Origin of the sequence: Gymnodinialimonas mytili, assembly GCF_037544085.1 — a bacterium.
Lineage (GTDB): Bacteria > Pseudomonadota > Alphaproteobacteria > Rhodobacterales > Rhodobacteraceae > Gymnodinialimonas > Gymnodinialimonas mytili.
On sequence record NZ_JBBIFW010000001.1, the window covers coordinates 732,307 to 745,544 of the forward strand.

Annotated in this window: 14 protein-coding genes; 6 read left to right on the forward strand and 8 right to left on the reverse strand. The window is 62.6% G+C overall.

Features of this window, described 5'->3' with window-relative positions; all coding sequences use genetic code 11:
- Positions 1 to 141: 141 nt before the first annotated feature.
- The 5 genes from V8J82_RS03615 to V8J82_RS03635 all read right to left on the reverse strand — a co-directional run bounded on the left by V8J82_RS03615 (position 142) and on the right by V8J82_RS03635 (position 5,764).
- A complete protein-coding gene (locus tag V8J82_RS03615) occupies positions 142 to 1,392 on the reverse strand; it encodes a carbohydrate ABC transporter permease (RefSeq protein ID WP_339972235.1) in 1,251 nt (416 codons plus the stop codon).
- 70 nt (positions 1,393 to 1,462) lie between these two features.
- Entirely contained in the window at positions 1,463 to 2,821 is a 1,359-nt protein-coding gene (locus tag V8J82_RS03620; protein WP_339972237.1) for an ABC transporter substrate-binding protein, read from the reverse strand.
- Between the two features lie 23 nt (positions 2,822 to 2,844).
- The gene (locus tag V8J82_RS03625; RefSeq protein WP_339972239.1) at positions 2,845 to 3,945 is read right to left on the reverse strand and encodes a substrate-binding domain-containing protein; all 1,101 of its coding nucleotides are present in this window, start codon (positions 3,943 to 3,945) and stop codon (positions 2,845 to 2,847) included.
- 90 nt (positions 3,946 to 4,035) lie between these two features.
- Positions 4,036 to 5,022 (reverse strand): alpha/beta hydrolase, encoded by a 987-nt coding sequence (locus V8J82_RS03630; protein WP_339972241.1) that lies wholly within the window; start codon positions 5,020 to 5,022, stop codon positions 4,036 to 4,038.
- Positions 5,015 to 5,764, reverse strand: coding sequence for an alpha/beta hydrolase (locus tag V8J82_RS03635; protein ID WP_339972243.1), 750 nt, complete (start codon positions 5,762 to 5,764; stop codon positions 5,015 to 5,017). Before V8J82_RS03635 ends, V8J82_RS03630 begins: the two co-directional genes overlap by 8 nt.
- Positions 5,765 to 5,912: 148 nt before the next feature.
- On the opposite strand from V8J82_RS03635, the gene V8J82_RS03640 reads away from it, so the two are divergent.
- Genes V8J82_RS03640 through V8J82_RS03650 form a run of 3 tightly spaced genes read left to right on the forward strand, consistent with a single transcriptional unit; the run spans position 5,913 to position 7,561 of the window.
- Positions 5,913 to 6,689, forward strand: a complete 777-nt coding sequence (locus V8J82_RS03640; protein WP_339972245.1) for an ArsR/SmtB family transcription factor — start codon at positions 5,913 to 5,915, stop codon at positions 6,687 to 6,689.
- 3 nt (positions 6,690 to 6,692) lie between these two features.
- The gene (locus tag V8J82_RS03645) at positions 6,693 to 7,142 is read left to right on the forward strand and encodes an SRPBCC domain-containing protein (RefSeq protein WP_339972247.1); all 450 of its coding nucleotides are present in this window, start codon (positions 6,693 to 6,695) and stop codon (positions 7,140 to 7,142) included.
- A complete protein-coding gene (locus tag V8J82_RS03650; RefSeq protein WP_339972250.1) occupies positions 7,142 to 7,561 on the forward strand; it encodes an MAPEG family protein in 420 nt (139 codons plus the stop codon). The genes V8J82_RS03645 and V8J82_RS03650 overlap by 1 nt, the downstream gene beginning before the upstream one ends.
- 33 nt (positions 7,562 to 7,594) lie before the next feature.
- Here the strand turns inward: V8J82_RS03650 and V8J82_RS03655 are convergent, their stop codons facing one another.
- On the reverse strand, positions 7,595 to 8,956 hold the full coding sequence (locus tag V8J82_RS03655) for a GntP family permease (RefSeq protein WP_339972252.1): 1,362 nt from the start codon (positions 8,954 to 8,956) through the stop codon (positions 7,595 to 7,597).
- Positions 8,957 to 9,125: 169 nt separating this feature from the next.
- On the opposite strand from V8J82_RS03655, the gene thrS reads away from it, so the two are divergent.
- Complete coding sequence (gene thrS, locus V8J82_RS03660) at positions 9,126 to 11,108, forward strand: threonine--tRNA ligase (protein WP_339972254.1); 1,983 nt, start codon at positions 9,126 to 9,128, stop codon at positions 11,106 to 11,108.
- A gap of 136 nt (positions 11,109 to 11,244) precedes the next feature.
- A complete protein-coding gene (locus tag V8J82_RS03665) occupies positions 11,245 to 11,742 on the forward strand; it encodes a Hint domain-containing protein (protein WP_339972256.1) in 498 nt (165 codons plus the stop codon).
- A gap of 9 nt (positions 11,743 to 11,751) precedes the next feature.
- Here the strand turns inward: V8J82_RS03665 and V8J82_RS03670 are convergent, their stop codons facing one another.
- A complete protein-coding gene (locus V8J82_RS03670; RefSeq protein WP_339972258.1) occupies positions 11,752 to 12,120 on the reverse strand; it encodes a hypothetical protein in 369 nt (122 codons plus the stop codon).
- A gap of 107 nt (positions 12,121 to 12,227) precedes the next feature.
- Complete coding sequence (locus V8J82_RS03675; RefSeq protein ID WP_339972260.1) at positions 12,228 to 12,542, reverse strand: arsenate reductase family protein; 315 nt, start codon at positions 12,540 to 12,542, stop codon at positions 12,228 to 12,230.
- A gap of 222 nt (positions 12,543 to 12,764) precedes the next feature.
- On the opposite strand from V8J82_RS03675, the gene V8J82_RS03680 reads away from it, so the two are divergent.
- Positions 12,765 to 12,977, forward strand: a complete 213-nt coding sequence (locus V8J82_RS03680; protein ID WP_339972262.1) for a cold-shock protein — start codon at positions 12,765 to 12,767, stop codon at positions 12,975 to 12,977.
- Positions 12,978 to 13,238 lie beyond the last annotated feature (261 nt).

A 13,238-nucleotide genomic window follows, 5' to 3' on the forward strand; every position in this document is an offset into this window, starting at 1 on the left:
GGAGGGGGGTCTGGGGGGGGGCAGCGCCTCCCCCCAGCGGGTCGACGACGCAGTCGGCGAAAACCCTCAACTCGACACAACGCGCCGCCCGTTGCTCGCTTGCAACGTCCACTGGACGTTTCATCAGCTGCGCCGAACCGCTCACAACCCCTCCTCCTTCGACATGAAGCGGAAGAAGGCCCAGGAGAAACACAGCAGGCAGAGCAGGATCACCACCGCCACCGCCGCGCCGGCACCGATATTCGACACCGCAAAGGCCTGTTCATAGACATTCACCGTCAGCGTCCGCGTGCCTGCATTGCCGCCCGTCAGCAGGAAGATGTCGTCGAACTTGTTGAAGGTCCAAATGAACCGCAGCAGGAACAGGACCGACAGGATCCCCATCAGCATCGGCAGGCTCAGATACCGGAATTTCTGGAACGGCGTCGCGCCATCCACATCGGCTGCCTCGTACATATCCGTATCAATCGATTGCATCCGTGCCAGGATGAACAGGAAGCTCAGCGGGAAATACCGCCAGATCTCGAACACCGTCACCATGATCAGCGCCAGGGGCCGTGTGCCGAAGAAGTTGATTGGGCTGTCCACCACACCCATCTGCACCAGAAGCGCATTGATCGACCCCGATGACGGGTCCAGCAGGATCACCCAGGAAAACGCCACTGCAATCACCGGCGCCACATAGGGGAACAGATAGAGCCCCCGCAAAACGCCCTGCCCCGCGAAGCTCTTGTTGAGCAGCAAAGCCGCGAACAGCCCGACAACCAGCGCGCCGATGGTGCCCACTACCGTGTAAAACAAGGTCGCCCAAATCACCGCGCCGAATTCGCGGGCCGAGAAGATGTCGGCGAAGTTTTCCAATGTAAACTCGCCTGAGGTTAGCACGTTCGACGCCTCGCCCGTGATCCGTACGGGCGTGTCATCCTCGATCGCATCTTCAAGCGCCAGGTCGTCGAAGGCCGCCGGGATCTCCAGCGTCAGCCGCTCGCCCGGCGGCAGTTCACCGATCTCGCAGGTCAGCGTGGCATCAGAGACAATGCAGAATTCCGGCAGGCCGGACAGGACGACGCCAAGGGGCAGTTCGTCGGTCAAAACAACCGCGCGGATCGGGTCGCTTTGGCTGGAATTGCGGATCCGGTAGCGCACCAGTTGATCAGCCTCGCCGATATTGCGCACATCCTCCCGCACCACCGGCGCGGCGGGGCGCAGATCGGCCAGGTTCACGGGTTTGAACGAGATCCAGATGATCGCCAGAAGCGGCAGCAACACGACCAGCATCACCGCTGTCAGCGTCGGCAGCAGCAAGCCCCAGGCCAGCCGCGCCTCGCGCTTGGCCAGCGGGCCGGTGCCTTTGGGCGGCTGAGGCGTTTGAGTGTTCGGGCTATCGGTCATCACACAGATCTGTCCGCGAGGAATGAAAGATCCGGGGCCGCGTAGGCGGCAGCCCCGGAAAAGGTCAGGCTCACTCGATCCCGGCGAGTTCCTCGTTCATCAGCGCCACGGTCGCCGCCGCATCGCGCACGCCGTCCATGTATTCACGGACCAGGCGGTTGATGATCTGGCTGTTAATGATGCGGCTGGCGAGCGCCAATTGGCCCTCTTCCACACCCCAGCGTTGCGCCACATCCAGGCCGCCCACGATCTCATCGATCATCTCCTGTTCGTAGAGATCCCCCAAGGGCGCGCGCCGGTCGACGCCGACATCCAACTGCGCCCAGGCCTCGATAAATTCGGTCGGGTTGTCTTCGGTGCCGCGGCGGATCGGGAACTTGCCCTCAGGCGCGATGGCGAGCGTCGCCGTATAGCCCTCGTTCATCGAATATTCGACAAAGGCCATCGCCTCATCGGTGGCCGCATCGGCGGTGATTCCGAAATAGCGGACATCACCCCAGGCTGCGCCATCAGGGTTGGACGGACCGGCGAAATTGGTCACGATGCCGGTGGCCGCCGCCAGATCGCGGGTCTCAGGATCGTCGTTGATCGTGGGCGGCGCGCTGTCCCGCAGGCCCGCCAGCTCATCCAGAATGAAGGGCGACCAGATGATCATCGCGGTATTGCCCGAGAAATAGAGCGTGCGGGCCTGATCCCAGAACAGCTCCCCCTCGGGCGAGGCCTCGACAATCGCGTTATAGAATTCCAGCACCTCGATCGTGGCGGCCTCGTCAAACCCGGTGAAGCCATCGGGTCCGACGGGCGTGGCGCCATTGGCCAGGAAGACATGCTCCAAGACCTGGCTCATGAAGTTCTCGTCCACCTTGGTGGGCGCGACGAAGCCATACATTTCTGGCGGATTGTGCAGCGCCTCGATGGCGGCGAGCACGTTTTCGTAGGTGTTGGGCGGCTCAAGGCCCGCCTCTTCGAACAGATCGGCGCGGTAGACCAGCATCTGCGTCCAGCCATCGACCGGCACCGCCGCATAACCGCCATCGACCGCGGCCATGCCCAGCGCGCCGGACGCAAAGGTATCGGCGCCCAGATTTTCGATCACATCGCTGGCCGCGTCGCTGTCGAGAATCCCCGCCTCGTACCAGGGCAACGCGTATTGCAGGGAGTGGTAGATCACATCCGGCAGATCCCCGGCGGCAAAGGCCGCGGTGGCGCGGGTGCCCAAATCGGTTTCCGAAACCGGGATCACCTCAACGGAGATGCCGGTTTCCTCGGTGAAGGCGGCGGCCATGGTTTCCTGCCGCTCCAGCCGTTCGGGTTGCTCCTCGGTGGTCCAGAAGCGGATCGTGTCCTGAGCGTTGGCCGCGCTGGCCAGGGCCAGGCCCGACACGGCGGCCCAAAGCGCCGCGCGCCCTGCTGTTTTGGTGATGTTCATGCCAATCCTCCCATTGGTTTTGTTCAGGCAAAGTCGGTCGGGGGCCCCGCCGCTGCTGGCGAGACTTCGATCAGATGTGAGGCCCGCTCGATCAGACGGGCGGGCGCCAATTCACGCAGATGCACCGGATCGGCCCCACGAATGCGCGCAATCAACAGACGCGCCAGGCGTTGACCCGCGGCGCGGTTGTCGACGGCAAAGGTGGTCAGGGGCGGGTCGGCGATCTCGGCTTGCGGCAGACCATCATAGGAGATTACCGCCAAATCGCGTCCCACGCGGCGGCCCAAGCGCTCGGCGGCGCGGTAAAGGCCCAGGGCGGCGAGATCCATGGCGCAAACCACGGCGGTCAGACCGGGATCGGCGCGCAAGATCCGGGCACCCGCGCTCTCACCGGCTGCAATGTCCAAAACGCCCTCGGCAATCGTCTCGGGGGTCACCGCAAGACCAGCCTCCGCCATTCCGGCGACGAAGGCATCGTAGCGCAGATGTGCGAATGTGTATTTGCGCGCGCCGTTGATGAAGCCGATCCGGCGATGCCCGGCCGCGGCAAAAAGGCGGACCGCGCTCTGCATGGCATCCTCGCCCGCAATATCGAACCAGGCGCAATCCTCAGGGTCGCCGGTGCGGCCATAGAGGATGAAGGGCACGCCACGGTCCCGGCACAGCGCCACGCGCGGATCGTTATACATCGCGCGCGGCAGGATGAAGCCATCCACCTTCCGTTCATCGACCAGCCGCTCCATCGAGGTGACTTCATCCTCGGTGCCATTGGCGGTGGCAACGGTCAGCGTCCAGGTCTCTTCCGAGGCGGCGCGGCTGATCCCATCGAGAAAATCGGTCAGGAACGGGCGGTGCAGATCGGCATTGCCGGTGTTCAGCACCAACCCAAGCGAGCGCGCCCGTCCGGTGCGGATCGCCTGGGCCTGGGCCATCGGGCGATACCCCATCCGTTCGGCGGCGCGTGCGACGCGGGCGCGGGTGGTTTCGGCAATGTCGGGATAGCCGTTCAATGCGCGGCTCACCGTGCCTTTGGCAAGCCCCAGACTGTCGGCCAGATCATTGATCGTAACCCGCCTGGCCCGCCTCTTGGACGCGGCCTGCATCTGCGCAGTGCTGTGCGACATTGCTTCCTCCCGAATCCAAGCGTCGGCTTCGAAACCGGTTTCGGCAAGGGAAAAGATTTGAACCGTCAAACCGACCGAGGGGTGGGGAGGCTATTGCGCCAGCGTGTCGCGCAACCAGTTGGTGATATCTTCCACCGCGCGGTCGGTCATCGCGGGGCTCAGCGCATCGCCGACAATGACGTGGTTATAGGGATCGCCGCCCTCGTCCGGCACGGCGACCGGGATGAGCGTCGACGCCCCGCCCCAATTGGCCGCAAAGTCACGCACCGCCGCCGCCGAAACCACCTGATCGGCATCCGAGAACAGGAACAGTGCCGGGACATCGACGCTGCCATAATCACGCGCCCGGGCCTCGCGCATCAAGGTGCCCAGCGTGACGGCAGCCGAACTGGGATAGCGTGTGGTCCAAAAGCTGCCATGCAGATCGTTGATCGGCTCGAACGTACGTTCGGCACCCACAACCAGCGGCACCCATTGACGCGCCAGCGGCAGTTCCAGAATGCCGCCCGCGGGATTGGCAAGGGCGTAATTGGGGGAAATCAGCACCAGCGCCGCCAGGTTCTGGGCCATCCTGTCATCGGTGGCTGCCCAGGAGGCCAGCGTGCCCCCGGTGGATGTGCCCATGATCACCACCCGTTCCCCGATCCCGCGGGCCAGGGCCAGCATCGCATCGGTTTCATCCAGCCAGTCACCCGCACGCGGCTCTGCCATCGCGGCGCAGCCCCGGCCATGGCCCGGCAGGCGCGCAAAGATCAGATTGGCGCCCAGCGCCTCGGCGACACGGTCGGGAACCGGGCGGATTTCCTCGGAACTGGCGGAAAAGCCATGCAGATAGAGGATGACCACATCGGTGGGCAGCCCTTCGGCCCCGGCCCAAATGATCCGCGCCTCGGTCCCGTTAGTGATGTCGTTGAATCGCGCCTCGCGCGCGGCCAGCCAACCCGCCGGATCGCTAAGATCGGGCTCCACCGGCGCCTCGCGACTGATCTGCTCAGGCGGCAGCACGAAGACGAAAAGCAGCACAACCAGCACAACCAGGGCCAAGAGACGGCCCAGGACGCGCCCGAGCTTACGCATGGAGCAGCACTTCTTCCACAGAGCGCGTGATCGTATCGAGGCAATCGGGCTCCGAGAACCTATGATCGGCGCCTTTGACCAGCTCCAACCGGATATCGTGCCCGTCGATATGCTCCAATATGCGCAGCGCGACATCCATGGGCACATCTTCATCCGCCGTGCCCTGCAACATCCGCACCGGGACATTCACCGCGAGCGGCTCGCGCAGGATTAGATGTTCGCGGCCATCTTCGATCATGCGTTTGGTGATGATCATGTCGTCGCCATATTCCGAAGGCAGGGCGACCTGGCCGTCCTCCATACAGGCTTTGCGCTGGTCGTCGGACCAGTCCGACCACATGCCGTCTTCGGTGAAATCGGGCGCCGCGGCGATGGTGACAAGGCCCGCCACCCGTTCGGGCATCGCCTTGGCGACCAGCAAGCTGATCCAGCCGCCCATGGACGAGCCCACAAGGATCACCGGATCTTCGGTCAAGGCGGTGATCGCCACCACCGCATCCTCGGCCCAATCGCCGATGCACCCATCGGTGAATTCGCCGGAGCTTTGGCCATGGCCGGAATAGTCGAAACGCAGAAACTCGCGGCCCGATCGCCGCGCCCAGGCCTCAAGATGAACCGCCTTGGTGCCGGTCATGTCAGACCGCAATCCCCCCAAAAAGACCACACCGGTCCGTCGGCCCGAGAACCGATGATAGGCCAGCCGCCGACCATTGGGGGTTTCTAGAAACTCTGCCTCTGCCATCGACGGCCCTTTCGTCTACTTGGCGACAAATTGCAATGGCCACGGGCCCTGCGCAATGGGCCCTGACCCAGATGGGCGACGGCTCGCCGGAATAGTTTTTTAGGTGACCATATTGTCACGTGACTATATAATCACATATAAGCCTCCCATGGATGCGATTTTCAAAGCCCTGGGCGATCCGGCCCGCCGTGCAATCCTTGACAGTTTGCGGGCGCACGACGGCCAAACGCTCACCGATCTTGAAGAGCAGTTCGAGATGACGCGCTTCGGCGTGATGAAACATCTCAAAGTGTTGGAAGAGGCGTCGCTGATCGTGACCACCAAAAAGGGGCGGTTCAAACACCATTACCTCAACGCCCTCCCCCTGCAGGAGGCGATTGATCGCTGGATCGACCCGCTTTTGGCAAAGCCCGCCGCGCGTGCGGTGATTGACCTGAAATCCAAATTGGAGACGGCTTCCATGAACGCTCAGACCACCACACTAGAGACACCCGATTTTGTGCATCAGACCATCATCCACTGTTCCGCAACCGCCCTGTGGGATGCGCTGATCAGTGGCGAAGCAACGCCCCATTACTACTTCGACTCTGTGATCGAGGGAGAGGCCAAGCCTGGCGAAACCCTGATCTATCGCGACAAAGAGGGCACGGCGATTTTGACATGCGATGTGCTGGACAGTGACCCGCCGCAACGGCTCGACATGACCTTCACACCGCATTTCGCGGGGCCCGATATGCCCACGTCACGCCATGTCTACCGGATCGACGAGATGCCCGGCGCCTGCCGCCTGACCATCGAACATTACGATCTGCCGCTCGAGATGCAGGGGATCCGCGATGGCTGGGTCCTGATCGCCTCACGCCTGAAAACCTGGCTGGAAACCGGCACCGCCATGCCTGTCACGCCCGAAATGATGGGGCGCTGAACGATGGACGCGCTGACCAAACCCGATTTCATGATGCAGACTTACATCCGCTGCACGCAAGACGCCCTGTGGGACGCGCTGACCGATCCCGGCCAGATGTCGGCCTATCATTTCATCTCGCCCAAGATCACCTATGCGGAGGGCGTCTACACCTATCACACCGCCGACGGGGGCACGATGATGGTGGCCCGAACGCTGAACACAGAGCCAAAAAGCCGCGTCGAACAGACCTTCGAACCCCATTGGGCGCCGGATATCTCAGCGTCGCGCACGGTGTTTCTGATCACGCCCGAGACCGGCCATATGAAGCTGGTGATCGAGCATTATGATCTGCATTTCCCGGTCGTGCCCGGCGAAGGGGTCGCGGATGGGTGGGAACGGTGGGCCGCCGGTCTGAAAACCTTCCTGGAAACCGGCGAAGCGCGCCGCTTCAACGAGAAAGGTGGCGTCTGATGAGCTCTGAAATACTGGCCCTGGCGGTCATCGCCATCCTCGCGGCCTCCATGTGGATCCCCTATATTGTCGGCGTGAATACTGCCGAACCGGACAGCGCCGCCCGCATCGATGCCGGGGATTTCAAGCGCCCCGCCGACCCCTCGCTGCAACGCCCCTGGGTGCACCGGGCCTATCGCGCCCATCTGAACCTTCTGGAACAGGGGATGCCGTTCGCGGTGCTGATCCTGATCGCCCATATGCTGTCGGTCAGCAGTTCGGCGACAGTTCTGGCGGCCTGGGCCTTTGTGACGCTGCGCGGCGTCCATGCCCTCGGTATGATCACCGGCCTCACCGGGTTCCCGGCGCGACCGATCATCTTCACCGCCGGTTGGCTCTGTTGCGTGGTGATCTTCGTGGAAATCCTGCGGCTGGGCTAGCCGCGGATGGGCCGCGGAACGCCACGCGGCCCGTCACATCAGCCCGTCGACCAGCAGAACAATCGCCAACGCGACGGTCGGGATGACCACGGCAACCACGAAAATCGGGCCATAGGCTTGGCGGTGCGAAAACCCTGAGATGTTCAGCAGGGTCACGACCGCGCCGTTATGGGGCAACGCGTCGAGCCCGCCCGTCGCCAGGGCCGTGACGCGGTGCAGCACACCCGGCGCGACGCCCTGCGCCTGCCCCGCCTCCAGATACTCCGCGCCCAACGTGTCGAGCGCGATGGTCATCCCGCCCGACGCCGACCCGGTGATGCCCGCCAGGATCGCCGCCGACAGCGCCAGGCCGATGACAGGCCCGCCGGGCACCGCATCAATCGCCTCGCGCAGGGCGTCAAAGGCCGGCAGGGCCGCGATGACCGCGCCGAACCCCACCAGGCTCGCCGTGTTGAACAAGGGCCCCAGCGCCGCCTCCGCGCCGCGCCCCACCTCAGCCCAACCCTCAGCCAATCGGGTCCGCAGCAAGATGCACAGCAACACGATCGCCGCCGACAGGCTGACGATCAGCGCCCAGACGCCGGTGATGGTATCGGCCTCGATCCCGCCCCAACGGGGGTCGGCCAAAAAGGTCAGATCAAGCCGCGGGAAGACCAGCATCACCAAGACCAAATTCAGGGCCAAAACCGTTGCGATAGGCAACAGGCTCGCCCCCAGAGGCGCCGCCTCGGCCCGCTGCTCCAGGCGCGTGCCCCAATCGGGATAGAGCGGCACCATCCGCCGCGCCGCCCAGCCGCAATAGGCCAACCCGCCGCCGAACATGATCACAGCCGCAAGCACACCCAGGCCCGGCGCCGCGTAAAGGTTCGTGCCGAAATACGCCATCGGGATCGCGTTCTGGATCGCTGGCGTTCCAGGCAAAGCGGTCATCGTGAAGGTGAACGCCCCCAAGGCGATGGCCGCCGGGATCAATTGCATCGGCAGTTTTGCCGCCGAAAACAGCGCCATGGCCAATGGAAACACCGCAAACGCCACCACAAACAGCGAGACGCCGCCATAGGTCAGGATCGCGCAGGCCAGCACAACGGCCAGGATCGCCCGCTCGGTGCCCAGCGCGCGGATGATCGCCTCGGCAATGGCGGTCGCGGCTCCCGTCACCTCCATCAACCGCCCGAAAATCGCGCCCAGTAGGAAGAGCGGGAAGAACGCGATCACGAATTGACCCAAAGCCGGCATGAAGCGCTGAGTCAGCGTGGCCAGAACCGGATCACCCGCGATCAGGGCGGCCAGGCCCGCGCAAAGCGGCGCCAGGACCATGACGGGAAGCCCCCGATAAGCCAGCCAGATCAACAGGCCCAGCGGCGCGATTAAGGTGGTGAGGATGTCTATGCCCATGGCGGCACTCTGCACCAATTCGCACCACACGCCAGGGCTGCATTGCCGCAGTGCAGCACACGCGCATCCGCCCGACTGTTGACAACGCGTCCCCCCATCGCCAAAAGCGCCGAACACATACCCGCAACCGGGCGTTCCGTGGGCGCCAAACCGACGAGGAGACGGCAAAATGAGCCAGATTTCCCTGACCTTTCCCGATGGCAATGCGCGATCTTACGATGCGGGCGTCACGCCTGCGCAGGTCGCCGCCGATATCTCAAACTCGCTTGCGAAAAAGGCGATCTCCGCCAGTGTCGATGGCACGCATTACGATCTGCAATGGCCCATCGAAGCCGATGCGCAGATCGCGATCCACACGCTGAAGGATGACGACCAGGCGCTTGAACTGATCCGCCACGACTGCGCCCATATCATGGCCCGCGCCGTGCAGGAGATCTGGCCGGATGTGAAGGTCACCATCGGCCCCGTCCGCGACAATGGCTGGTTCTACGATTTCGACCGGGAAGAGCCGTTTACCCCTGAGGATCTGGGTGCCATCGAGGCCAAGATGAAAGAGATCATCAACGCCCGCGATGCTGTCCGCACCGAGGTCTGGGATCGCGACCGCGTCCGCGCCCATTACGAGGCCAGCGATGAGCCCTACAAGGTCGAACTGCTCGACCGCATCCCCGGGGATGAGCCCATTCGCATGTATTGGCATGGCGAATGGATGGATCTGTGCCGCGGCCCGCATCTGCAGCATACCGGCCAAGTGCCTGCCGATGCATTCAAGCTGATGTCGGTCGCCGCCGCCTATTGGCTTGGCGACAACACCCGGCCCATGCTGCAGCGCATCTACGGCGTTGCGTTCAAGAACCGGGATGACCTGCGCAAATACATGAATTTCCTGGAAGAAGCCGAAAAGCGCGATCATCGCCGCTTGGGCCGGGAAATGGACCTCTTCCACATGCAGGAGGAGGCGCCCGGTCAGGTGTTCTGGCACCCCAATGGCTGGAGCATCTACACCACCTTGCAGGATTACATCCGCCGCAAACAGCGCGCCGGCGGTTATCATGAGGTGAACACCCCTCAGGTCGTCGACAGGACCCTTTGGGAAAAGTCGGGGCATTGGGAAAAGTACCAGCACCACATGTTCATCGTCGAAGTCGATGAAAGCCGCGATGGCGAGACCGACGATGCCTCGAAGGTCAAAAGCAACGATCACACGCGGATCAACGCGCTCAAGCCGATGAATTGCCCCTGCCACGTTCAGGTGTTCAACCAGGGCCTGAAATCCTATCGCGATCTGCCGCTACGGCTGGCCGAATTCGGATCCTGCGCGCGGTATGAGCCGTCAGGCGCGCTGCACGGGATCATGCGGGTGCGCGGCTTCACCCAGGATGATGGTCATATCTTCTGCACCGAGGATCAGATCCAGGCGGAATGCGCGCGGTTCATTGATTATCTGGCCGATATCTACCGCGAGCTTGGCTTTGAAGATTTCGAGATCCGCTTCGCCACGCGGCCCGAAAAGCGGGTTGGTTCGGAAGAAAGCTGGGACCATGTCGAAGGCGCGCTGGAAAACGCGATCAAGGCGGTTGGCCGGGATTACGTGCTGGAACCGGGCGATGGCGCCTTTTATGGCCCGAAGCTTGATTTCTACCTGACCGACGCCATTGGCCGGGTCTGGCAATGCGGCACGTTCCAGGTCGATCCGAACCTGCCCGACCGGCTGGGCGCGACCTTCATCGACACCGATGGCGACCGCAAACGTCCCTTCATGCTGCACCGAGCCTGTCTGGGCTCGTTCGAGCGGTTCATCGGCATTTTGATCGAGGAACATTCGGGCAAATTGCCGTTCTGGCTGGCACCACGGCAGGTGGTCGTGGCCTCGATCATCTCGGATGCCGACGATTACGTGCATGAGGTTGTGGCCGCGTTGAACGCTGCCGGGGTCCGGGCCGAGGCTGATATTCGCAACGAAAAGATCAACTACAAGGTGCGCGAGCATTCGGTCGGCAAAGTGCCGGTGATACTGGCCATCGGACGGCAAGAGGTTGAAAACCGCACCGTGACCATGCGCCGTTTGGGCGAAAAACAGACCCAGGTTGTCGCCCTGGACGTCGCCCTGGCGGATCTGAGCGCCGATGCGGTGGCCCCAGACCTGCGATAATTCAAATCCCGCGCCGTGGATTCGGCGCGGGCCTTGGCTTTACCTCAATTCAGCCCTTTTTTAACCGGTTGCATCTTAGACAAAGATGAACCACCCGACCGTTTGCTCGGTCGGCCCTGTTTTATTGAGTATGATGATGCACCTGCCGCAGATAACACTCCCTTGGGTCGAAAGCGCCCCGCGCCCCAGCGCGCAGGCCAACGCCCCATTCGCGCCGCGGATCTCGGCGTTGGTGGCCGATGGCTGGGTGTCGACAGCCGAGGGCAGGAAGCAGGTCTTCGATCTGGTGCCGGGGGATGAACTGCACATGCCCGGCCACGGCAAGGCCATTGTGCAGGCACTGCGCGCGCGCGTATTCAGCGCCGCCGATCTGCAGGACCACCCCGATCAGCGTCCCATCCGCATCGATGCCGAGGCCCTCGCGCCGGGATTTCCCCGTTGTGCGACTTTGGCCGCGCCCGGCCAACCGATCGCGCGGCGCGATCATCCGGGCTGCACCCCGTTTCCCGGCTTGGCCCGCGCCTATGCATTGTGCAATGGCGGGTCGATCCGCCCGGTGATCCCGGAGGACGGCATCACCTATATCGAGGTGATCTGCGTGCCACTCGCGCAGGACGGATCGCTAGCGACTTGAGAATGTGCCCTAGAAATGGGCCTTTTCTTCGTCGGGACGCCCAGCTGCAATCGCCAGCAGCCCTCCCAGCGCACACATGGCGATTGGGAACATGGTGAAGACGCTAAAGCCCAGCCCCACATAAATCGCCGCAGAGGCCAACAGCATCAGCACACCGCCCCAAAGCGCCCGCGCCCGCGCCATGGCGCCGCCGGCAATCGCCAGGATCGGCGCCAGGAACGAGACCAGGCGCGACGTCTGAACATCGTCCACCTGCCGCGCCAGATCCGGGATCTCACCGAACCAATCGATAAAGACCGTATAGCCATAGACGAAAAAGCCGACGATCATCGCCAGAATGCCGCCGATGAGGCCTAGAACAAGCGCTGCATTGCGCATGGAAAGATCTCCGTTTGAATGTCTTGGGGATCAGATGGGGTGAAACGCGATCCACCCCAAGGCCCGGCACGGTGGGAATGCCCGCGCCGATTTCCCCCAAACCAGGCTCATTGGCCCAACGCCGCCTGCACATCCTTGCCCCACCCCAGATGCAACTGGCCATCCGCGGCCTCGATCACCGGGCGCTTCATCACACTGGGATGGGCGGCAATCAGGTCAGCGGGCGTCAGGGCGCGATCGGCATCAGACAGGCCGCGCCAGGTCGTCGAGCGCGTGTTGACCAGCGCATCCCCGAATGTGCTGTAAAATTGATCAATCTGCCCCGGATCTAGCGGTGTCGCCCGAATATCGACCAATTCCGCCCCAAGGGCCTTTGCCGCCTTGCGACACGTGTCACAGTTTTTCAAACCAAAGATGCGCATTCTCGACTCCTCTGCCCATTCCATAAGCAAACACATGCCCGTCGCCAGAAAGAAACCGACCCGCCCCTTGTTTTCCATCAAAATCGCATCATCCTTTCTAACGTGACGCGAGGTTTCGACGTGAACCGCCCTCTCAAGAAGGCTGAAATAGGTCACCTGACCCAGCTGAACCGCACCGCCGCACCGACTGTGGGCGGGACTTGAGAAGAGAGACTGAGAAAGATGCCGACTGGCACTGTTAAATGGTTCAATACCACCAAAGGTTACGGGTTTATCGCGCCGGATGACGGCGGCAAGGATGTGTTTGTGCATATCTCGGCCGTCGAACGTGCCGGGATGACGGGACTGCCCGACAATACGAAGCTTAGCTACGAGCTGCGCGAAGGCCGCGATGGCCGGGCCTCGGCCGTGGAGTTGCAGAAGACCGACGATTAGTTTCGGTCGAAGATGATCAACCAACATGCCCGCGCGGGGAGATAATTCGCGCGGTATGATTTGTATTTCGTACATTCATGCTACGTTTCTGTCGCGCTAAGCATTAATTGGTGTCTCGCGAGTCAGTGATTGCTCTTTACTATGCTTAATTGACCGCTCCTTCACGTCAGAGCAAACTGACCCTATCCGTGCGATCTTGTACTCTTGAGTGCTACTTTTTTATATCGACTTCAAAGTGAAGCAGAAATCGGCCTACGCCGC

Excerpts from the sequence above, each read along its gene's own strand:
- V8J82_RS03615 (WP_339972235.1), bottom strand. The coding sequence starts at position 1,392 with ATGACCGATAGCCCGAACACTCAAACGCCTCAGCCGCCCAAAGGCACC.
- V8J82_RS03620 (WP_339972237.1), bottom strand. The coding sequence starts at position 2,821 with ATGAACATCACCAAAACAGCAGGGCGCGCGGCGCTTTGGGCCGCCGTG.
- V8J82_RS03625 (WP_339972239.1), bottom strand. The coding sequence starts at position 3,945 with ATGTCGCACAGCACTGCGCAGATGCAGGCCGCGTCCAAGAGGCGGGCC.
- V8J82_RS03630 (WP_339972241.1), bottom strand. The coding sequence starts at position 5,022 with ATGCGTAAGCTCGGGCGCGTCCTGGGCCGTCTCTTGGCCCTGGTTGTG.
- V8J82_RS03635 (WP_339972243.1), bottom strand. The coding sequence starts at position 5,764 with ATGGCAGAGGCAGAGTTTCTAGAAACCCCCAATGGTCGGCGGCTGGCC.
- V8J82_RS03640 (WP_339972245.1), top strand. The coding sequence starts at position 5,913 with ATGGATGCGATTTTCAAAGCCCTGGGCGATCCGGCCCGCCGTGCAATC.
- V8J82_RS03645 (WP_339972247.1), top strand. The coding sequence starts at position 6,693 with ATGGACGCGCTGACCAAACCCGATTTCATGATGCAGACTTACATCCGC.
- V8J82_RS03650 (WP_339972250.1), top strand. The coding sequence starts at position 7,142 with ATGAGCTCTGAAATACTGGCCCTGGCGGTCATCGCCATCCTCGCGGCC.
- V8J82_RS03655 (WP_339972252.1), bottom strand. The coding sequence starts at position 8,956 with ATGGGCATAGACATCCTCACCACCTTAATCGCGCCGCTGGGCCTGTTG.
- thrS (WP_339972254.1), top strand. The coding sequence starts at position 9,126 with ATGAGCCAGATTTCCCTGACCTTTCCCGATGGCAATGCGCGATCTTAC.
- V8J82_RS03665 (WP_339972256.1), top strand. The coding sequence starts at position 11,245 with ATGCACCTGCCGCAGATAACACTCCCTTGGGTCGAAAGCGCCCCGCGC.
- V8J82_RS03670 (WP_339972258.1), bottom strand. The coding sequence starts at position 12,120 with ATGCGCAATGCAGCGCTTGTTCTAGGCCTCATCGGCGGCATTCTGGCG.
- V8J82_RS03675 (WP_339972260.1), bottom strand. The coding sequence starts at position 12,542 with ATGCGCATCTTTGGTTTGAAAAACTGTGACACGTGTCGCAAGGCGGCA.
- V8J82_RS03680 (WP_339972262.1), top strand. The coding sequence starts at position 12,765 with ATGCCGACTGGCACTGTTAAATGGTTCAATACCACCAAAGGTTACGGG.